Here is a 20,242-nt window from a genome sequence, read left to right on the forward strand (position 1 = left end):
TCCGAGGGCTCTCTCTTACATTCTGCGCCACTGGAAGATATTATGTCTTCCAGCACCAAACGCCTGAAAGACTAGTCAGGGTGATGGTGATGATGGTGGTTAAACAGAACGTTGTTCATCATAATTTCCGTTGTACTGGGTTGAACAGTCTAGGTTGTACTGTCGCGCTGAAAATTACCTACGTAGCATTACATTTGTAGCGAGTACAGTAGTAGCATGGCCAGGGTAGGCCGTCTTAAAATCAAAACTAACGATCTTTAGTGGCAAATGCAACTATTTTCTTTCTGTGGGGCGCGGGCCCGCGCGGTCGGTTTTGCAGAAGTTCACGCCTTAACGTACCAGACGCCTGAGGGAGAAGCATATATGAAAAAAATCGCCATAGTGGGTTTAGGCTGGCTGGGAATGCCGCTGGCGTTATCGCTGCTTGCCAGGGGATATCGGGTGGCCGGCACTAAAACCACGCCGGACGGCGTCGAGGCGGCCAGGATGTGCGGCGTGGAGTGCTATCCGCTGGTCCTGACGCCGGAAATCAACGCTGAGCAGGACGACCTGGCGGCGCTGTTCCAGGTGGACGCCTTGATTATTACCCTGCCGGCGGGCCGCACTATGGAACGCGCCGACGACTATTTGCTGGCGGTGCAGCAGGTGGTGGACAGCGCCCTGGCGTTTGCCGTGCCGCGCATTATCTTCACCAGCTCCACCGCCGTGTATGGCGAGACGGCGGGCCTGCTGCGCGAAGACAGCCCGCTGGCGCCGGTAACGCCCGCGGGCGCGTGCCTGGTGGAGCTGGAGCGCTGGCTGCATCGCCTGCCCAATACGTCGGTGGATATCCTGCGCCTTGCCGGGCTGGTGGGACCGAGCCGCCATCCCGGCCGGTTCCTGGCGGGCAAGACTGGGTTGCCGGGCGGGTCGCACGGCGTTAACCTGGTGCATCAGTCGGATGTCATCGCCGCCATTGAGCTGCTGCTCAAGCTGCCTAAGGGCGGGCATATCTATAATATCTGCGCGCCGCGCCATCCGGCAAAGCGCGATTATTATCCGGCCAGGGCGCGGGAACTGGCATTGACCCCGCCGGAATACCTGGCCGACGAGGCCGGCGATGGCCGGGCGCAGGATAGCGGTAAAACCATCGACGGCAGCCGGATTTGCCGCGAGCTGGGGTTTGAATACCTGTATCCGGATCCGGCCCTGATGCCGATGCGCCTGTCGTGAGCCGGGCGGGGGCGTCAGGGCCTGATTGGCTAAAGACGGGATGTGGTTAAAAGCCGGATTTGCCAAAAAACGGCCTTGGCGCTATGTTTTTAGAGCAGGCGCAATATCGCGCCTGCCGGTTTGCTGTCCGCCAATGTTATGCAAAAGGGATGTTTCAGCGGGTAAACTATGCACAACCACCTAGCAATAGATGTTCTCAGGACGCGGCCCGCGCAGCAGATGGATACGCAGGCGCGGCGCGCAATGCTCGCCGACGGGCAGCGAACCAGCGCGTTCCAGCGTGAGATCGCCGCTTACCTGGCACGCCACCCCCGAACGCAGCAAGTCGATATTTTTCTCACCGATCTTAACGGCGGTTTCCGCGGTAAACGTATCCCGCTGACCGAACTTTCCACGATTGAAAACGGATGCTATTTCCCCGCGTCGCTGTTTGCCATCAACCTTTACGGCCACACGGTGGAGGATGCCGGGCTGGGGCAGGAAAAAGGCGAGCCCGATCATGTCTGCGTGCCGGTCGCCGGTACCCTGGCGCCATCCGCCGCCGATCCCGATTCAACCGCCCAACTGCTGCTGACCATGCTTGATGAGGACGGCGCGCCTTTTGACGTCGAGCCGCGCAATGTTCTCAATCGGGTGTGGCAGCAGTTGCGCGCGCGCGGCTTTAGCCCGGTGGCGGCGGTGGAACTGGAATTCTACCTGGTGGATCGCGCGCGCGACGCGGCGGGCCGGCTGCAGCCGCCCTGCGCGCCGGGAACCGGCGATCGCCATACCCAAAGCCAGGTGTATTCGCTGGATAATCTCGACCTTTTTGCCCCGGTGCTCAACGATATCGACCGGCTTGCCTGCCTGCAGGGCTTGCCCGCCGCCGGCGCCGTGGCGGAGTCCAGCCCCGGCCAGTTCGAGATTAACCTTCACCATGGCGATAACCCGCTTACCGTCTGCGACCAGGCCCTGCAGTTAAAGCGGCTGGTGCGGCTGGTGGCGGAAAACCATGGCATGCAGGCCACATTTATGGCCAAACCCTACGAGGCGTTTGCGGGCAGCGGATTGCATATCCATCTGAGCCTGCGCGACGGGCAGGGTAACAATGTGCTGTCCGACGGCTGCGGCTGTCATGCCGGCCTGATGTGCGACGCCCTGGCCGGCATGCTCGATTTAATGCCGGCTTCCATGGCGCTGCTGGCGCCCAACGTTAACGCATTCCGGCGCTTTCAGCACGGCATGTATGTGCCTGTGCGGGCCAATTGGGGCTATAACAATCGTACCGTGGCGCTGCGCATTCCCTGTAGCGATGGCGATAACCACCGGGTGGAATACCGGGTGCCGGGCGCGGACGTCAATCCTTATCTGGCGCTGGCCGCGGCGCTGGCGGGCATGCTGCACGGCCTGGATAACCAGCCGCCGCTGCCGGAGGAAATTACCGGCAACGGCGGCGATGAACACCAGGGCGCGCCGCTGCCGCTGCGGCAAAGCGAGGCACTGCGGGCGTTTCGGGAGAGCACGCGCCTGCAGGAATTACTGGGCGCGCGTTTTTGCCGGGTTTATCATGCCTGCAAGCACGCCGAACTCAGCCATTTCGAGCAGTTGGTGACGCCAACGGAGATCGACTGGATGCTGAAAAACGCCTGATTGTTAATCAAACTGATAACTTATCCTGTTAACGGCCAGACCCAGTTTTTCCCGTTCCCGCCCGGTACCCAGGTCGCGTGGACTTTCCAGCGCATCAAATGCGATTTTGATAGCGATATTGCCGTCATCGCTGTCAATATTATCAATGGCAAACTGAATGCGCTGATCCCCTGGCGGTAAATCGAGGTCTTTGATTTTTTTATCACGGTAGTAAATTGCCCCTTTGACCGGTTGATTGGTTGATGCCGCTAGGGTAAAAACGCCTCGCCGCCAGGGTGCCGCTTTATGAAAGGCCATCCGCGCCGTTAGTCCTTCGGTCCAGCGATAGTCCGGCTCCGAGGATTTTCTCCAGCCTTGCCAAATATAATCACTGTGTTTCCAGCCGAAACGAAGTTCGCCGGCGGAGGCAAGCTCTGGCGCGGAGTAGGTGATGATAGGGCGGTTGTACACATAAAATAACAGGTTGTTAAAGCTGAGTTTTTCCTCAGGCTCACCGAATTGCCTGACAATGCCGTCAAGACATAGCTGCAAATCCGGACATTCCTCGCCGCCTTTGGCCACGGCGATAAACTGTCTTTGCGGCTTATCGTTGGTTTCAGGTATATACCAATAGTTAAACGTTTGCGACCGGCCGCCGCGCAGCATCAGTCCGGTGGCCTTATCAAAGCTGACAGGGCGTATCAGTATTTTCCACTGGGTATCCCAAGCGAGCGCCAGCGTTTTGGCGTCCCAATAGGGGCCGAAACCGTAAGATAGATCGTTTTTTTCCAGAAAAGCGCGCAATTCGCTCATGGACCGATCCTGGCCATTAGCGGCAACCTGCCAATGGGAGTAGATACCAGACAAAAACAGAATGCCCAGGAAGCCCAACAGCGGTTTGTGCATGCGATACACCGCGCTGGTAAAGATAGCGATAATGGCCAGATAGACAATGTTAACGAAAAAACGCGCGCTATAGGAGGCCCCGGGGACACTGCTTAAAATAAAAGCCGAGGTAATCCCAGCCAGGGAAAGAAAGATAACCCTATCAAGATCATCACGTTTAGCCATGGTGATAAGGGCATAAAAGTAGAGGAGAATAAGGATGATGGCCGAAATTATCTTCAGATTATCTGTCTGGATAAAAAAGACATTCAGACTGCCCCCCACGCCCACCAGAAACCAATAGGCATTTGCCAGCATCTGTTCAGGCGCGCCCAGCGTGAAACGGGCCACCGGTAAATGAAGAAGTCGTTCAATAATATGTGTAAAAAGGATAATGCCGGTAATAAATAACGGAATAACATATTTTTTGGGCTGCGTCCTGGCGATAAAACCAGAATAGAGACTGGTCAAAAATAATGGCAGAAAATAGGCCGCCTGAAACCAGGGATCCGAAACAGAGGCTATAATTATCAGCGCACAGAGTCCAATCTCATAAGGAAAACTAAATTGTTGCGGTTTAACAATATACAGATAAACGCATGCCAGCCCATACAAATTAGTCAGGTTATGGGAAAAGGGATGTGAAATATAGGCTACACTGTAAGCAAATACGGATAAACCGCAGAAGAATGGAATCAACAAAAAGGCGTAACGGCTGCGGGTTTTGTGAAAACAGATTAAGGATGATATCACCGCGGCTAAAAAAACCTGGGAAATTTCAATAAATTTAATAATGGATATTGAAGTGGATCCTGTAAGTTTAAACAGCAGGAAATGAATAGGGTAGGTGGATAAGTACCAGTTATCCACCGTGGGCCGCCACTGGGATAACACCGAAAAACCATGAAGCTGGATTTCATGCCAAACGATAATTGAATTGGCGACATCATTGTCCGCACTGAAGTTAATCATCACAAAATGATAACTTAATATCATGCCCAATATAATATTTATTGCAAAAAAGGAAGGGTGCAGCCAAATGCTGTAACCCCGTTGCCCACTTTTTTTCATTCCTGATCTCTCTGGTGTTTATACTTCAGGCTAGGGTGAAACATAGCCGGTTATAAAGTTAATGTCAGTTTATTAAAGCTGTTGCATATAATCAAACAGCGCCTTCAGGAGGCGGGTTTTTTGCTCATCGCCGGCATGTTCGGCATAGAGCCGTTCCAGGTTTTCCACATAGGCTTGCAGCGTTTCCGGGGTAAATAATCCTTTGCGGTATGCCAGCCAGCGTTGCTGTTCACCGTCATCGAGGGTGTGGGGAAAGTTACGCGCCCGATAGCGAAACAGCAGCGGGGCAAGGCGCGGGTCGACAAAACTGATATCCAGCGCCGGCAGGTTAACGGGATCGGTTGCCAGGATAATATCCATGGCCGCGCGGTCGGCATCGCTGAAAAAACCATCGTACAGCTGGGCGTCGACGTTATCGGATCCGGCAAAGGGCTCGGCTTCGGCATACAGCGCCACCACTTTTTCCCGCACGCCGGCGTGCCGGCGCAGCACCTGCAGGTTTTGCAGGCAGCGCTCGCGGTCAATCCCCAGGCGTTCCGCATCCTCCGGGCGCAGGGTACTGGCGGGCGCCAGCACCGGGCATTTATTGATATGCACCAGTTTAATCGGCACCGCGGACAGTTCGCCGAGCTTATCGCGCCGCGTATAAAGGCGGGTACGCAGTTCATCGGCGCTGAGATCCAGAAGTACCTCCATATCGCCGGCCAGGTCGCAGACGATCAGGGCGTTTGGGTTCTCCGGGTGCCAGGCCAACGGCGCAATCCAGCTGGTATTGCCGCGCCCGGCGCCAAACATGCCCGAAACATGGACCAGCGGTTTCATGGCGGCGATATCCACCAGGCTTTTCAGCTTTTGCTTGCCGCGATGCTGGTAGAGATACTCGAACAGCTTCGGCTGCGCCTGTCGGGCCAGCTTCGCCATGGCAAGCGTGGCGTGGACATCGGCCATGGCGTCATGGGCGTTGGCGTGTTCAACGCCGTTGGCGCGGGTAAGGTGCTCCAGGCGAAAGCTCGGCAAACCGTCATCATTAAGCGGCCAGTTGATGCCCCCGGGACGCAGCGCGTAGCAGGCGCGCATCACGTCCAGCAGGTCCCAGCGCGTATTGCCCTGGCGCCAGCTGTAGGCGTAGGGATCGTAGAAATTGCGGTAAAAAATATTGCGCGTCACTTCGTCATCGAAACGGATATTGTTGTAACCGAGAATGCAGGTATCCGGCACGCTGAACAACCCATGGATCCGCCTGGCGAATTCCGCTTCGCAGACGCCCTCGCGGGCGGCCTGCTGCGGCGTGATGCCGGTAATCAGCACCGCCTCGGGATCGGGCAGGTAGTCGTCGGCCGGTTTGCAGAAAAATACCTGGGGCTCTTCCAGCGGTTCGAAGTCCAGCCCGGCGCGGATCCCCGCGAACTGGGCGGGCCGATCCAGCGCCGGATGTTTGCCGAAGGTTTCGTAATCATGCACCAGAAAGCTCGGTTGCTTGGGAGTAATAGCCACGATGGTCAAAAGTCCGGTTGGGTGGATAGCGCCGATCGTTATCATCGGCTTTATCGGCGTATTATGTCATGATTAACCGCTAAACCCTACCGGGATGACCGGCGAATCACCGCGTTTGGCACTGGAAACCGCTGTGGCAGCCGGGATGGTGCGGCTCGGTTAACGGCGCAAGGGCGATACAGTATGGGGTCACCGGCACTATTGTACCCAAGGTGTTTTAATAGCGAAACTTCACGTAATTGTGGTGCCGGGGAAATCAATAGTAGGGCTTGTCCCGCCAACCCAAGACACGGCAATCACTTATGAGGCCGTGGTAACACCTGTAGTCCCCCTGAATTTAGCCTTCCCGCGTAATGGCGTTCTCTGGTTAAAATACAATTAACGGAAGGCTCCTCATGAAAAAACGCGTTTCACCGAATCTCAGATCCTGCGGGTCTTGGAAGAGTTTGTCAGTATGCTTCATGTACCTCTGCTGTACTGTTACGCTTATACCACGGTCCGGAACTGATATTGCTTACGCTGGCGCACTGGACGGCAGAGCATAGCGTGATACTGGAATTTATCAGGCCGGGCAAGCCGACACAGAATGCGTTTATCGAACCGTTTAACCGGACGTACCGGACAGAAATACTGGATTTTTATTTGTTCAGGACACTGAATTAAATACTGAATATAACAGCGAGCGGCCTCATGAATCCCTGAACAACCTGGCGCCGGAAGAGTACCGGCTGATGGCTGAAGATCCTGAAATCTCAAAAAATGCGTGAAACTAAAAACGATCTACTTACACTACAATTCAGTGGCTTATCAGAACAGCTTGCGGAAAGTCTGCATGTCACATCAGAGAAAAGTAAAGATAGGCGGCCCTCCGCAAAGGAGAACCCGCCTGATTCGTAATTATTTAAGGCTAATTACATGATTCCATACCATTATTTTACAGTCTCTGACTTCAATCACGCGATCGGGCATGCCAAATTTTTGCCGGGCAATTTGTTCTATATGATTATTTTCAGCTATGACGAAGTTATTCCCGGCGTCATACCATGAATTTTTTGTCAGCCATAGATAGGGATCAATATTATCATTTACCGGCGCAATGATAATATCACCTAGCGCCGCCGTTTCAGAAGCATACCAGAAAGTCGCAAAACCACGGGTTAGGCCATTCTTCTGAAGCGTTTCACGTATTTCGACTTGTACTGTACGGGCAGCATGTTGGTGCCTGTATCCATGTAGGGTGTTTATCGCCAAAACGATGGTGATAAAAATAAACAGCGCTTGCCATCGTTTAGTCAGGACGATGTTTCGCCCGACCAGTATCGACATAAACACATAGACAGGGAATAAATAGCGGCCTGAGGCTAAATCAATAGGCATATTGCTTGCGAGAAAGGCAACACTAAGCGTTACTCCCGCCACCATAAGTGAACAATCGACAAAAGACAATGTTTTGATATTCTTTGCAACTTTTACAACGCCTACTAATAATGCTAAAAATAATAAAAAATGCAGTAAGTTAAAAATTGCGCTTGTGTCTTGTATGGGTTTGCCGAAAAACATCGCATCAAAAAAGTGAAGCGAGCATAATACAAATAAATAAATATTATTAAAAATTTTATCAAATTCAACAAACGCAGGCAGTGTCGTGCCGGGAAGATGAAATCCATTCATTAGCAGGAATAACTTTGCTATTACCTTGCTAAATAAGTAGCCAATCACGGCGAAAATTAGAATATCTGCATTACGCCATTTCTCTCCCTTAAGTACATCTATAAAAAATGAAATAAAGATAGGTATAAATAAAAGATAAAGGGAAATTCTGTCACTAAATAATATCAGGGCAAATGCAAAGGGCAAGATGATTTTCAGCGTAATGCTTTTTTTGCCGGGGCGCTGATAATGATCAATTAACAAATATGTGATTAATATGGCTACATAAGTGCCGATATGTATACAAGGTCTTACTGCTATTGTGGCGATAAAGCCACCGGGAACAGCGAATACTGCAAAGGGCAACCAAATATTTGATTTCGCTTTTACCTTTATCAAATTTATTGCGGCGATACTTGTTGCAGCGTACAGAATGCCGGGTATAACATACCATTGCCAAATGTGATAACCAAAAATCTTAGTGAAAATACCATAAAAAATAACATCAGTAAAAAAATAGGTTTCGGTAGAAAGATGCCAGTCTTGTAAAAAGAAATTACCCTGGCCTAAATCTTTACCTTCCAGAAGAATAGAAGCTCCATCAGAATTTAGAGGGATTATTTTTGCAATATATGCATAGATGACTGATAAAATAATAAATGCTAATAGGTTCAGTATTAAACATTTCGTTTTATTATTTAACATCGTTATAACCTTTTTCCTCAGAAATAAAGAACTTTGGCCTGCGTTTGGTCTCGACGTATATTTTTCCTATATATTCCCCAATAACGCCAAGAGATAGCATCTGTACGCCGCCAAGAAAAAATACCCCTATCATTACTGACGCCCAGCCATCAACTGTACGACCTAATAATTTTTCAATGATAGCATAAATACCTGCCAGGGTTGAAATGGCAGCTATAGATAATCCAAACACTGCAATCATTCTCAACGGCGTTATAGTTAACGAAGTAATGCCCTCAACAGCAAGAGATAGCATTTTTTTCAATGGATACTTTGACTCGCCAGCAACTCTACTACTTCGTGAATAAAAAACTTGTGTCGAAGGAAAACCAAGCATTGGGATTAAACCCCGGATATAAATATTTTCTTCGCGGTAATCCAGTAAGGCGTTAAGGGCCACTCTGGATAATAGCCTAAAATCAGCATGATTTTGAATTTGATTAACACCCATGAATGACATGAGCTTATAAAATAGTAACGCAGTATTTTTTTTAAGAAAAGTATCTGATTGCCGATTGTTTCTGACACCGTAGACTACATCGAATCCTTCATGGTATTTAACTACCATATCCTCAATAGCATTAGTATCATCTTGCAGGTCGGCATCGATACTGACAACAATGTCTGCCTCAGATTTTCCCAAACCTGCGATAAGGGCAACCTGATGTCCTTTATTGCGGGATAATTTTATACCTTTTACGTTATCATGATCTTGGCAAGACTCAGAGATAAGACGCCAAGTATCATCTTTACTGCCATCATCGACAAATAAAATGCCACTTTGTGATGAAATTAACTCTTTGTCTTTTAACCGATTGATGATATTTCTTAATTCAGCCAGACAAAAAGGGAATGCCTCGGTTTCATTATAGCAAGGCACGACTATATCTAGTGACGGACATTTTCTAAAGGTCTTCATTTCATAACCCAAATTTTGTTAATGATAAAACCAGTAATAGTATATGCAATCATCCCAAATAGTTGTACAACATAAATAGAATCCGGAATGATGAAAAGTACAAGTTTGATGATAACAACATTGACGATATACGATAACAAACAACCGAGGGCGAATTTTAGCATCCTGTAGCCAGTTATTTGTTGACTGAAAGTGAATATGCTATTGATAAAATAACTGAAGAGAATACCCACAACATAGCCAGAAAAATTGGCCAGGTACATATTTGTGCCTATTGCCATTAGGGAAAATATGACAACAGCAGTGACTGCAGTATTTATTAATCCTACCAAGCAATATTTATAAAATTGAACTGATGAAGGTTCAAAAAAAAGCTTAGCCATCTCATCGATACCGTTACGCTTGATTAAATTAACATGTAACAATTATGGTATCACTTTATTATCAATAAATCATCAAAATGAAGAAGAAGAATGATGATTGATTTTTTATTTCAACAATATGAATGATAAGGATTTTGTTGGACAATGGTGTTTTTTTAACCATTGAAGGCGGCGTGTTAATTAGCGGCTATAACTTTGTTATCAATGCTGCATAAGTCTGGCAATGATCATTGGCTAGACCCTGACTGAAGCGTATGTAATAATGCGCCGGTGTTGATATTCTCTGGGCGTGCGGTAACTAACGCGCTATCCAGCGGGTTTTCTTTCGAGTCTTCCAGCATCCTTTCCAGAGTCAATACCGTTGCCCGGTTACCCGGGGTTGGCATTTTGCCGATATCATTATGCTCCATCATATTTATGGCGCTTTCCGCTCAAGCACACCCTGTTATTACGCAAATATCGCTACGCCCGTTTTGCCTTCATCGGGGTGAGGCCTTCAGCCTCTGACTGGGGAGACTGGAGGACACATGCCCGGCGATAGCCGTAAATCGCATAGACCAACGCTTGCTGAATATGCGCCACCAGCATGCGCTTACCGATTGGATGAAGCCGTCGCCCAACCTGAAAGTTGGGATTATGGTGAACATGAACGGATAATTGCGCACGCGAGATGTCCTGCGATTGTCCCGCCTGCCGGGCGTCGTCCCAGGTCACCAAGCGCGCGCCATTCGTACCGGGATAGCCAGTATCATGGCGGTTTGCACCGGGAACCGAAGCGGTAGCCGCGATGGTGATTAAACAGTGCTTATGGACCTTTTATGGATAATACCGCATGCATACATTAATTATCGTGGTGGTTGGCCTGGCATTGCTCGGCCTGTTTACCTATAGCGCGCATTTTGTCGGCCGCCCGGCCATAGCGACGGCGGTAAAGGCTTTTATGGTGCTGTGGCTGGTCATCTCCCTGGCCAACCTGGGCGTGGGTGTGTTCCGCGCCGGTTACACGCTGCTGGAAGAACTGCCGGTGCTGGCGCTGGTGTTCGGCGTTCCGGCTATTGCCGCGTTATTGGTGCACAAGCGTTTAAACAATAAAAAATAGTCTGCCTGGGATAACGGCACGCCGGAGTGGGAATAGATTACCCCGCCATGGCTGCCGCCGGGCTGGGTGGCGCCTGGACTTTTCACGGCCCTTGCGTACGGTTTAACCGCCGCGACATATCTTAATTACGTCATGCCGCCATGCCGCCATCAGCCCCCCGAGTAGGTTTATCACCAGCGCCGCCAAGGCGCGCCGTGCCGCCGGTGGCGGGGGCCGGGTGATATTTGGACGCGCACAATTATAGCCGATGTCTGATTTTCAGTAAGAGATAGTTCAAGCTTTCCTGGCGGATCACATTTATGAAAATTGCGTCTGTCAAAACGGTTTAAGCAATGTTATGAGAAATAGTAATAAAACATTTCAGTCATTCCTGCACAGCGTTTTATTCAGTTAGCTAATACATTATCAAGGAGCGGGTGTATGCGAAACATTGCTTCCCATCTGGTTTGGGTGTTGGTTGCCGTTGCGGGCGCTTTTGGGATGGGCGTTATCGCCTTGCATAACGGCGAAAAAATTAACGCGTTGTGGATCCTGGTGGTGGCGGTGGCGGTTTATCTGATTGCCTATCGCTATTACAGCCGCTTTATCGCCAGCCGCGTGCTGCGGCTGGACGCGACGCGCATGACGCCGGCCTATCGCCATAACGACGGACTGGATTACGTCCCCACGAATAAATATGTGCTGTTTGGGCATCACTTTGCCGCCATTGCCGGCGCCGGTCCCCTGGTCGGTCCGGTTCTGGCGGCGCAGATGGGGTATCTCCCCGGCATGATCTGGATCCTGGCGGGCGTGGTGCTGGCGGGCGCGGTGCAGGATTTCATGGTGCTGTTTGTGTCGACGCGGCGGGACGGACGATCGCTTGGCGACTTAATCAAACAGGAACTGGGCGCGGTTCCCGGGGTGATTGCGTTATTCGGCACTTTTATGATCATGATAATTATCCTGGCGGTATTGGCGCTTATCGTGGTTAAAGCCCTGACCAACAGTCCGTGGGGCGCGTTTACCGTGGGCTGTACCATCCCGCTGGCGATTTTCATGGGCATCTACCTGCGTTTTATCCGGCCGGGTAAAATTGGCGAGATCTCGATCATCGGCTTTATCGTGCTGATGGCCGCCATTATCTACGGCGGCGATATCTCCCGCAGCCCCACGCTGGCGCCTTTCTTTACCCTGGACGGTAAACAGCTGACCTGGACCTTGATTATCTACGGCGGCGTGGCGTCCATCCTGCCGGTCTGGCTGCTGCTGGCCCCGCGGGATTATTTGTCCACGTTCCTGAAAATCGGCACCATCGTCGGGCTGGCGATCGGCATCGTGTTTATCGCCCCGACGCTGGAAATGCCGTCCATGACTCGTTTTATCGACGGCACCGGGCCGGTATGGTCGGGTACGCTGTTTCCTTTCCTGTTTATTACCATCGCCTGCGGCGCGGTGTCGGGCTTCCATGCGCTGATTGCCTCGGGCACCACGCCCAAGATGCTGGAAAACGAGACCCAGGCGGCTTTTATCGGCTATGGCGGCATGTTGATGGAATCCTTCGTCGCCATCATGGCGCTGATTGCCGCGTCGGTTATCGATCCGGGCATTTATTTTGCCATGAACAGTCCGGCGGCGGCGCTGGGCGGCACGACGGTGGAAGCGGCGGCGGCGGCGGTCAGCGGCTGGGGATTTGAGATCACCCCGCAGATGCTGACCGACTACGCGCAATCGGTGGGCGAAACCAGCATCGTGTCCCGGGCGGGCGGCGCGCCTACCCTGGCGGTCGGCATGGCGCATATACTCAGCCAGGCCGTGAGCAGTATCAGCATGGCGTTCTGGTATCATTTCGCCATTCTGTTCGAAGCGCTGTTTATTCTCACCGCGGTGGATGCCGGCACCCGCGCCGGACGGTTTATGCTGCAGGATCTGCTGGGCGTGGCGGTGCCGTCGCTCAGGCGCACCGATTCGCTGGCGGCCAATATCATCGCCACCGCGCTGTGCGTGGCCGCCTGGGGGTATTTCCTTTACCAGGGCGTTGTGGATCCGCTGGGGGGCATCAATACCCTGTGGCCGCTGTTCGGCATCGCCAACCAGATGCTGGCGGCCATGGCGCTGACCCTGTGTTTTGTCGTGCTGTTCAAGATGAAACGTCATGTCTACGCCTGGGTGGCCGGCGTGCCGATGGCGTTCTTATTGGTGTGCACCACCACCGCCGGGCTGATGAAAATCCTGTCCGGCGACCCGCGGGTGGGGTTCCTGGCACTGGCGCGTAAATACCAGGCGGGCATCGACCAGAATCAGATAATCGCACCGGCCAAAACCATGGAGGAAATGGGACGGCTGGTATTCAATAATCAGCTGAACGCCGGGCTGACCGCGCTGTTTATCTTTGTGATGATCAGCATTTTGTTATTCGGCTTACGTTCGGCCTACCAGGCCTACCGGCTGGATAAACGCAGCGATACGGAAGTGCCTTATCAGGCCTTGCCGCTGATGAAATAACGGGGCCGGCCCGCGCCGATCGCCGGCGCGGGTGGTTTCGTCCGCTATTTAAATCCAGGCGAACAGGCCGATAACACAGAGCCAGAATAAACCACTTAGCAGGAAAACTAATCTCCAGGCTAACGAACGTGAGATGTTTATCATATATCCAGGTATATCATTTAAGAGGTATAAATAAAGGCGACAAAACCTATTTCGTGAAAAATGGGCCAGATAATCGGCTTTACCAAGAACTATTCGTTATCTTAGCCCATAAATAAAAACTATCACAGTGGGGTCTGAAAAAAAGGATCTATTTTATCGTTAACCTATTAATTAATATGAAATTAAAATAGCGTTAAAATTATTTTATTTATAATTTAATATTAATATGAATTTATACGGATAAGAGTTATCAGTAAATAAGTTGTTTTTTGACAAAATAAACCTGGCACATTAGTTTGTTATTCAATTAATGCAAATATGAATAAAGAATTAAGTAATTAAATAAGATTAACAAGCATTGCCATGAAATGGGCGAAGCCGGCGCTGCGGCCGGCTCTGCCCGTACGATGAAGGGCGCCGCGCCTCAGGGCCGCAGCGTTTTGCGCATCTCCTTGACGTCGTCGGCGTTGACCGGCGCCGCGGCGTTGCCCCAGCTGTTGCGGATATAGGTCAGGACATTCGCCACCTGGGCGTCATCCAGGTTCCAGGCGAAGCTGGGCATGGCGGGCGCGGTGGGACGGCTGTCGGTGGCGCCCGCGCGGCTGCCGGCCAGCACCACGTTTATCAGCGAAGCGGCGTTGGGCGCGCGGATGAGCGGATTGTCGGCCAGGCGCGGGAAAATATTGGCCTCGCCGGTGCCGGAGGAGTTATGGCAGGCCGAGCAGCGATCGAAATAAATGGCCTTGCCCGCCACCATCCGGCTGTCATCGGCGGCCAGGGCCGCGGGCGCCTTGTCCGTTGAGGCCTTGCCCGCCTTCAGGTAGACCGCCACCGCCTTGAGGTCCGCGTCATGCCAATGCTGGGAAGAGTGTTCCACCTCTTCCGCCATCGGGCCGGAGGCGATATCGAAACGGTTGACGCCGGTGCGCAGGTAGGCTATCAGATCCTCTTCGCTCCATGCGCCGATGCCGGTATGCGCGTTATTGGTAATATCGGGGGCCCACCATGCCCCCAGGCTGTTGCCCTGCAGAAAATTGTCGTTCTTGTCGCCGCCCAGCAGGTTCTTGGGCGTATGGCAGGTGCCGCAGTGACCGGGGCCTTCCACCAGATAGGCGCCGCGATTCCATTCGGCGGATTGGGTCGGGTCGGGGGTGTAGACGCCCTTAGTGAAATTCAGCCAGTTCCAGGCAATCAGGCTGGTGCGAATGTTAAACGGAAACGGCAGCTGATTGGTTTCCACGGGGTGGTAAATGGGCTGGAGGGTTTGCAGGTAGGCCCACAGCGCCTGATTGTCCTCGCGGCTCATTTTGGTATAGGCGGTAAACGGCATCGCGCCGTAGAGACGTTTGCCGCCATGGCCTATCCCTTCCGACATGGCCCGCTGGAAATCATCAAACGTCCATTTGCCGATGCCGGTTTCCACATCCGGCGTGATATTGGCGCCCAGCAGGGCGCCGAATGGCGTGTCGATACGGAACCCGCCGGCAAAGGGTTTGGCGGCATCCGTGGTATGGCAGGCGGTACAATCGCCCACCACCGCAAGGTAGCGGCCCTTTTCCACCTGATCATACTCCGGCTGCGCCTGGGCATGTCCCGTCCAGGCGGCCAGCGCCAGCAGGCCGGCGTAAAATGAAATCAGCTTTTTCATGCGGTGATCATCTCCCCGGGGCGTTGCAGGTAGTAGTGGCGAATGGCGTAGGCGGCCTTGAAGGCCAGCGCCCCCACGGTGCCGGTGGGGTTATAGCCGGGATTCTGCGGGAAGGCGGAAGCGCCGACCACAAACAGGTTGGGCACATCCCAGACCTGCAGATGTTTGTTTACCGAGCTGTTGGCGGGATCGCTTCCCATAACAAAGCCGCCGACGATATGGGATGACTGATAGGGCGCCGAATTCCAGTGGCCCTTCATTGGGCGCATATAGTATTCCCGCGGATTCATCGCCTTGGCGATCTCGCCGACTTTGCCGGTGCAATACGCGGCCATCTTCAGATCATTGGGGGAGAAATCGAAAGTCACGCGCAGCAAGGGCCGGCCCAGAGGATCTTTATAATTGGGATCCAGGGACAGGTAATTGGTGCGCGTGCTGTAGCTGCTGGCCTCGCAGCCAATGCTCATGCTGCTCAGGTAGTTTTTCTTGACCTGGCGCTTGAACTCGCTGCCCCAGGTCGGCGCGCTGGGCGGGGTGGGGTGATAGGCGATCGGCGCGGCGCCGATGGGCGTGACGCGGATGCTGCCGCCGCCGAAAAAGCCCAGGCCGGTATGATCGAAATTGTCGTTATTGAAATCATCGATGCCCATGCCGACCGCCCCGGCGCCGATAAACGGATTAAAGTTTTTATTATCAAAAAACAGCTGTACCGAATTGGCGGTTTGGTAGGCGTAGTTGCGGCCGGTGGTGCCGGTATTGGTCACCGGATCGTAGGGTTTTCCCACGCCGGATAACAACATCAGGCGCACGTTTTCAAAGGTAAATGCCGTGACGATGACCAGGTCGGCGGGTTGTTCCCATTCATCGCCGGAGGAATCAATATAGACCACGCCGGTGGCACGTTTGCCCGTGGAGTCGAGGGTGACTTTCATGACTTCGCTGTTGGTCAGGGCGGAGAAATTGTCCTTGCGCACCAGTACCGGCAGCACGGTGGTTATGGCGCTGGCCTTGGAATAGTTGGCGCAGCCGTAGTTGGTGCAAAAACCGCAGTAGGTGCAGGGGCCCATGGTCACGCCCAGGGGGTTGGTATACGCCTGCGATACCAGGGATGAGGGAACCGGAAAGGCTTTATAGCCCAGGTTTCGGGCGGCTTCGGCAAACAGCGTCGGGCCGTAGGGCTGCTTCATCGGCGGCGTGGGATACTCGCCGGAGCGCATGCCCTCATAGGGGTTGCCGCCGTCGCGCCGGGTGCCATTGACATTGGACGCATAGCCCGAGGTGCCCGCCAGCCGCTCGAATTGCATATAAAACGGCTCCATCTCCTGCCAATCGGTGCCCCAGTCCTGCAGGGTCAGTTCTTTTGGCATGGCGTCGGCGCCGTAGCGTTCCAGCAGATGGCTTTTCAGGCGGAATTCTTCCGGCTGGAAGCGGAATGTGATGCCCGCCCAATGGTTGCCTGCGCCGCCGGTGCCGTTACCAGGATGAAACGATCCCCAACTGCGCATGGGCAGGGCGGTTTGCGACGGATCGTTGCGTACGGTAATGGTATTTTGTTTGGTGCGCAGCATCAGTTCCTGGCTGCGGTTATAGCGCAGCTCGTCGGTCACCGAGGCGACGTTAAAATCCCGCGCGGTATCGCGCCACGGGCCGCGTTCGATGGCAATGACTTCCAGGCCGGCGTCGGTCAGTTCATTGGCGATAATCGCCCCCGCCCAGCCCAGACCAATCACCACCACATCGGTTTTGGGGAGTTTCTTTGCCATAATGGTGTTATCCCTTGGTTTTCCATTGCTCACTGCCGCCAATGCTTACCGGCGTTAAATGAAGATCCTGATTATGCTGTTCGATAAGATCGCGGTAGTCGTACCGCGCGCCCGGAAAACCAATCATTTTCCATGACACCATATCGCGGTTGCCGCCGTACATCGGGTCGGCGAAAAAGCCTTCCATGGTGTTGTCCAGCACCTGTTTGAAAAACAGTTTGGCGTCGATATTGGCCAGTTTGATATCCCCTTTTTCCAGACCGGTCAGAATGTTATCGCGCTGTTCGGGCGGAAGTTCGTGAAAGGCTTTCTGAAAGGTGCTGCGGCAATACTCATCCAAATCGGCCAGGCCGATGCGGTAACGCTGCTGGGGCACCAGGGGGGATTGGTCGCCCTGCTCGGGGGTGCCCTCCTGAAAAGGGCCTTCACGGTAAAGCCGGGAGAAGGTGCCGTAAAACCCTTTCATCTGACGGTCGATGAATACCACGCATCCGGCGTCTTTGCCGCTGACGCTGAGCTCATCGGCGGGGATAAACCGCTCGACCATGGCTTCAAGCGTCGCCACTTCCTTATCGTTAAAAAACAGCCAGCCCTGGTCGGCAAAGGTTTCCGTCGGGTTGTGCGCGAAGGGCTGCCAGCCCGGCGCGCCGGCGAGGGTGGCCGCCTTGGCGCTTACGCCCGCGCCGATAGCCAAGGTCGCGGCGGAATAGGAAAGAAGCTGCCTGCGGGTTACCCCCGGCAGCGTTTTTTTTCTTTTGCGCATATGTGCTTCCCGTCTCTTATTGTGGCGTGCCTGTGCAGGCTCCGCACTGTTATCTGCGGTAAACGACCGGCTAAGCCGGGGTCGTAAACCCCATAACTATAAAGGATTCTTCCTGCTAGCAAATTATGAATATGTTGCTAACAATTACGTAACTTTGCAATGGTACCGGTTCCTACCGCTCCGGCAACACAGGCCGGCTGCGGAGCAGCAATGTGAGCATTAGATTTATCTGCTTGAATTAACGCATCAAAATCCGACGGGATGCGTTTAGCCCCCCGGTAAAAAGATGTAAGTGAATTAGACAGGCTCCTTGACGCCGCGGGTTTTACCTGGCGGCCTGACCGGACGCCAGGGGCGTCTGCAAAACCGCTCGCTAAACGGCGCGCGTCGAGACGAACCTTATGATTAATAATATTTTTATGTTATGTAGCATTATAGCGGGATAACCTTACCCTTTAGGAAAAGAGTTGTTTATAGCGCCATGGTTACAATTTGAAATATGGAAGACTAATTATTGATGTGAAAAGTAGTTAATTTCATTAAACTACCTATCCCGCTTCGTTTTTGCCAGGTCGATTTCCCGTGCGTTTGGACAGACAGATTTCCTCACTAGAACATACCATTTACCAGCATTACCGCATTGCCCACGGCCTGCGCATCGGCCTGGCTTTTGTGCTGACCTTTATGATTATCCGTCTGCTGGATATTCCGGAGGGCACCTGGCCGCTGATCACGCTGGTGGTGGTAATGGGGCCGATTTCCTTTTGGGGCAATGTCCTGCAGCGGGCGGTTCAGCGCATTATCGGCACCGTTTTTGGCGCCGCGTCGGGGCTTATCGGCCTGCGGCTGGAGCTGTATTCCCTGCCGCTGATGCTGATATGGTGCGGCCTGGTGATGTTTATCTGCGGTTACCTGACGCTTGGCAAGCGTCCCTACCTGGCGTTGCTTATCGGCATCACCCTGGCGGTGGTATGCGGCGCCGGGGCGGGGGATATGCAAACCGCCTTGTGGCGCAGCGGGGATGTGATTATCGGTTCGCTGCTGGCGCTGTTGTTTACCAGCATCTACCCGCAGCGGGCGTTTATTCACTGGCGCATGAAGATGAGTTTCGGCCTGATTGCCCTCAGCAAAATCTACGCCGCCTACCTTTCGCCCAATATCATCGAACGCCCCCGCCTGGACGGGCGCCTGAAAAAACTGCTGGCCGATGTCAGCAAAACGGGCACCCTGGTGACGCCGGCCAGCAAGGAAAGCGCGGTAGCCAAAGACGTGTTCGACGCCATCCAGGATCTCAGCCGTAATATCGTCTGCGTACTGGAACTGCAAATCGACGCCTGGTGGGCCTCGCGCGAGAGCCACTTTATCCTGCTCAACGCCACCACCCTGCGCAGTACGCAAAGGGTAACCCTGCGCGCGCTGGTGACCCTCGCCGAGGCGCTGCGCCAGGGCAATCCGGCGCCGATTGTCGCCAATAGCGGCGAACTGGCGGTCATCGCCGCCGAGCTCAAATTATTAATGGAGCAGGCCAGCCAGCGTAACGAGGTGGAGGCGCCGATATTCGGCTACGTCTGGCTGAGCCTGAAGCTGACGCAACAGCTGGAGCAGTTGGCGCGGCTGCTGTGTCAGGCGTTGCGTAAGCCATTGCCGCAACAGGAAGAATGAATTATGGCCCGGCGGTAAAAACGGGTAACATAGTGAAATGCCATTGCACCGGATAGCTGCTACTCTGTAAGGTAATGACTATGCGTTTGCGCACCGTTTTCAACCTATGACTTCAGCAAGGAAATTGACATGGATCACATCAAGCCTTCATTCCAGGATGTCCTGGAGTTTGTGCGAATGTTTCGCCGTAAAAACAAGTTGCAGCGTGAAATAGCCGATAACGAGAAAAAAATCCGCGATAATCAGAAGCGTGTCCTGCTGCTGGACAATCTGAGCGACTATCTCAAGCCGGGCATGACCATCGAGGAAGTGCAGGCCATCATCGCCAGCATGCGCACCGACTATGAGGATCGCGTGGATGATTACATCATCAAAAACGCCGAGCTGTCGAAAGAGCGTCGCGAACTGTCCAAAAAATTAAAAGCCATCGGCGAAGTCAAGGCTATGGCCGCAGGCGCCCCTGAGGCGGGTAAACACATCTGATCGTTCTGATGCCGGTCCACCCGTGGCAACCTGAATCGCCGCCGGCGGACCGGCTTTTTTTACCGCCGGCAATAAAAAATTGAAATAACGTATTCATTCAATAAAAAATAATAATCCTCGTTCAATAAATAAAATTCCTAAGAATAAAAAATATAATGATAACATACGCTCAATTTTATGATTGTCGCTGAGGAAATGCGCCGCTTCACCATTGCAAGGTTCCCCTAGCCTGA

The 20,242-nt window shown here is 52.9% G+C and carries 16 protein-coding genes, 1 pseudogene and 1 other annotated feature (1 of these 18 cut by a window edge); of the genes and pseudogenes, 7 read left to right on the top strand and 10 right to left on the bottom strand.

All coding sequences use genetic code 11. From position 1 onward, the window contains the following. Positions 1-96: a sequence feature (His leader region), on the bottom strand; it reaches 25 nt to the left of the window's first position. 267 nt (positions 97-363) lie between these two features. Continuing rightward, the gene (locus tag ACL2XF_RS03675; RefSeq protein WP_410014391.1) at positions 364-1,212 is read left to right on the top strand and encodes an SDR family oxidoreductase; all 849 of its coding nucleotides are present in this window, start codon (positions 364-366) and stop codon (positions 1,210-1,212) included. Positions 1,213-1,431: 219 nt separating this feature from the next. Continuing rightward, a complete protein-coding gene (locus ACL2XF_RS03680; RefSeq protein ID WP_413728763.1) occupies positions 1,432-2,841 on the top strand; it encodes a glutamine synthetase family protein in 1,410 nt (469 codons plus the stop codon). 3 nt (positions 2,842-2,844) lie between these two features. Here ACL2XF_RS03680 and ACL2XF_RS03685 read toward each other — a convergent pair whose 3' ends face one another. Together ACL2XF_RS03685 and sbcB are read right to left on the bottom strand one after the other, a co-directional pair. Continuing rightward, positions 2,845-4,776, bottom strand: a complete 1,932-nt coding sequence (locus ACL2XF_RS03685) for a hypothetical protein (protein WP_413728030.1) — start codon at positions 4,774-4,776, stop codon at positions 2,845-2,847. A gap of 72 nt (positions 4,777-4,848) precedes the next feature. Then, positions 4,849-6,315 carry an exodeoxyribonuclease I gene (gene sbcB, locus ACL2XF_RS03690; protein WP_413728031.1) on the bottom strand — a complete coding sequence of 489 codons (1,467 nt, stop codon included), beginning with the start codon at positions 6,313-6,315 and terminating at the stop codon, positions 4,849-4,851. A gap of 432 nt (positions 6,316-6,747) precedes the next feature. Between sbcB and ACL2XF_RS03695 the strand changes: the two are divergent. After that, a pseudogene (locus ACL2XF_RS03695) lies at positions 6,748-7,037 on the top strand (integrase core domain-containing protein); the annotation flags it as partial. A 130-nt stretch (positions 7,038-7,167) separates the two neighbouring features. Here the strand turns inward: ACL2XF_RS03695 and ACL2XF_RS03700 are convergent. From ACL2XF_RS03700 to ACL2XF_RS03720, 5 genes are all read right to left on the bottom strand, one after another. Further along, positions 7,168-8,625 (bottom strand): hypothetical protein, encoded by a 1,458-nt coding sequence (locus ACL2XF_RS03700; protein WP_413728032.1) that lies wholly within the window; start codon positions 8,623-8,625, stop codon positions 7,168-7,170. Then, positions 8,615-9,583 carry a glycosyltransferase family 2 protein gene (locus ACL2XF_RS03705; protein ID WP_413728033.1) on the bottom strand — a complete coding sequence of 323 codons (969 nt, stop codon included), beginning with the start codon at positions 9,581-9,583 and terminating at the stop codon, positions 8,615-8,617. Before ACL2XF_RS03705 ends, ACL2XF_RS03700 begins: the two co-directional genes overlap by 11 nt. Further along, on the bottom strand, positions 9,580-9,966 hold the full coding sequence (locus ACL2XF_RS03710; RefSeq protein ID WP_413728034.1) for a GtrA family protein: 387 nt from the start codon (positions 9,964-9,966) through the stop codon (positions 9,580-9,582). Before ACL2XF_RS03710 ends, ACL2XF_RS03705 begins: the two co-directional genes overlap by 4 nt. Positions 9,967-10,193: 227 nt before the next feature. Continuing rightward, positions 10,194-10,379, bottom strand: a complete 186-nt coding sequence (locus tag ACL2XF_RS03715) for a hypothetical protein (RefSeq protein ID WP_413728035.1) — start codon at positions 10,377-10,379, stop codon at positions 10,194-10,196. A gap of 49 nt (positions 10,380-10,428) precedes the next feature. Next, positions 10,429-10,680 (bottom strand): hypothetical protein, encoded by a 252-nt coding sequence (locus ACL2XF_RS03720; protein WP_413728036.1) that lies wholly within the window; start codon positions 10,678-10,680, stop codon positions 10,429-10,431. Between the two features lie 118 nt (positions 10,681-10,798). Here ACL2XF_RS03720 and ACL2XF_RS03725 point away from each other — a divergent pair, with 118 nt between their 5' ends. After that, the gene (locus ACL2XF_RS03725) at positions 10,799-11,065 is read left to right on the top strand and encodes a hypothetical protein (RefSeq protein ID WP_410014394.1); all 267 of its coding nucleotides are present in this window, start codon (positions 10,799-10,801) and stop codon (positions 11,063-11,065) included. Positions 11,066-11,485: 420 nt separating this feature from the next. Beyond that, a complete protein-coding gene (locus tag ACL2XF_RS03730; protein WP_413723225.1) occupies positions 11,486-13,546 on the top strand; it encodes a carbon starvation CstA family protein in 2,061 nt (686 codons plus the stop codon). A 568-nt stretch (positions 13,547-14,114) separates the two neighbouring features. On the opposite strand, the gene ACL2XF_RS03735 is transcribed toward ACL2XF_RS03730, so the two are convergent. Genes ACL2XF_RS03735 through ACL2XF_RS03745 form a run of 3 tightly spaced genes read right to left on the bottom strand, consistent with a single transcriptional unit; the run spans position 14,115 to position 17,864 of the window. Then, on the bottom strand, positions 14,115-15,338 hold the full coding sequence (locus ACL2XF_RS03735) for a c-type cytochrome (protein ID WP_413728037.1): 1,224 nt from the start codon (positions 15,336-15,338) through the stop codon (positions 14,115-14,117). Beyond that, complete coding sequence (locus tag ACL2XF_RS03740; RefSeq protein WP_410014397.1) at positions 15,335-17,101, bottom strand: GMC family oxidoreductase; 1,767 nt, start codon at positions 17,099-17,101, stop codon at positions 15,335-15,337. The genes ACL2XF_RS03735 and ACL2XF_RS03740 overlap by 4 nt, the downstream gene beginning before the upstream one ends. Positions 17,102-17,108: 7 nt before the next feature. Beyond that, a complete protein-coding gene (locus ACL2XF_RS03745; RefSeq protein WP_410014398.1) occupies positions 17,109-17,864 on the bottom strand; it encodes a gluconate 2-dehydrogenase subunit 3 family protein in 756 nt (251 codons plus the stop codon). Between the two features lie 582 nt (positions 17,865-18,446). Here ACL2XF_RS03745 and ACL2XF_RS03750 point away from each other — a divergent pair. Both ACL2XF_RS03750 and ACL2XF_RS03755 read left to right on the top strand, forming a co-directional pair. Beyond that, entirely contained in the window at positions 18,447-19,526 is a 1,080-nt protein-coding gene (locus ACL2XF_RS03750) for an FUSC family protein (protein ID WP_413723222.1), read from the top strand. A gap of 129 nt (positions 19,527-19,655) precedes the next feature. After that, positions 19,656-20,009 carry a DUF496 family protein gene (locus ACL2XF_RS03755; RefSeq protein ID WP_410014400.1) on the top strand — a complete coding sequence of 118 codons (354 nt, stop codon included), beginning with the start codon at positions 19,656-19,658 and terminating at the stop codon, positions 20,007-20,009. The last annotated feature ends 233 nt before the right edge of the window (positions 20,010-20,242 follow it).

Source organism: Sodalis sp. RH19 (genome assembly GCF_047324215.1).
GTDB lineage: Bacteria > Pseudomonadota > Gammaproteobacteria > Enterobacterales > Enterobacteriaceae > Acerihabitans.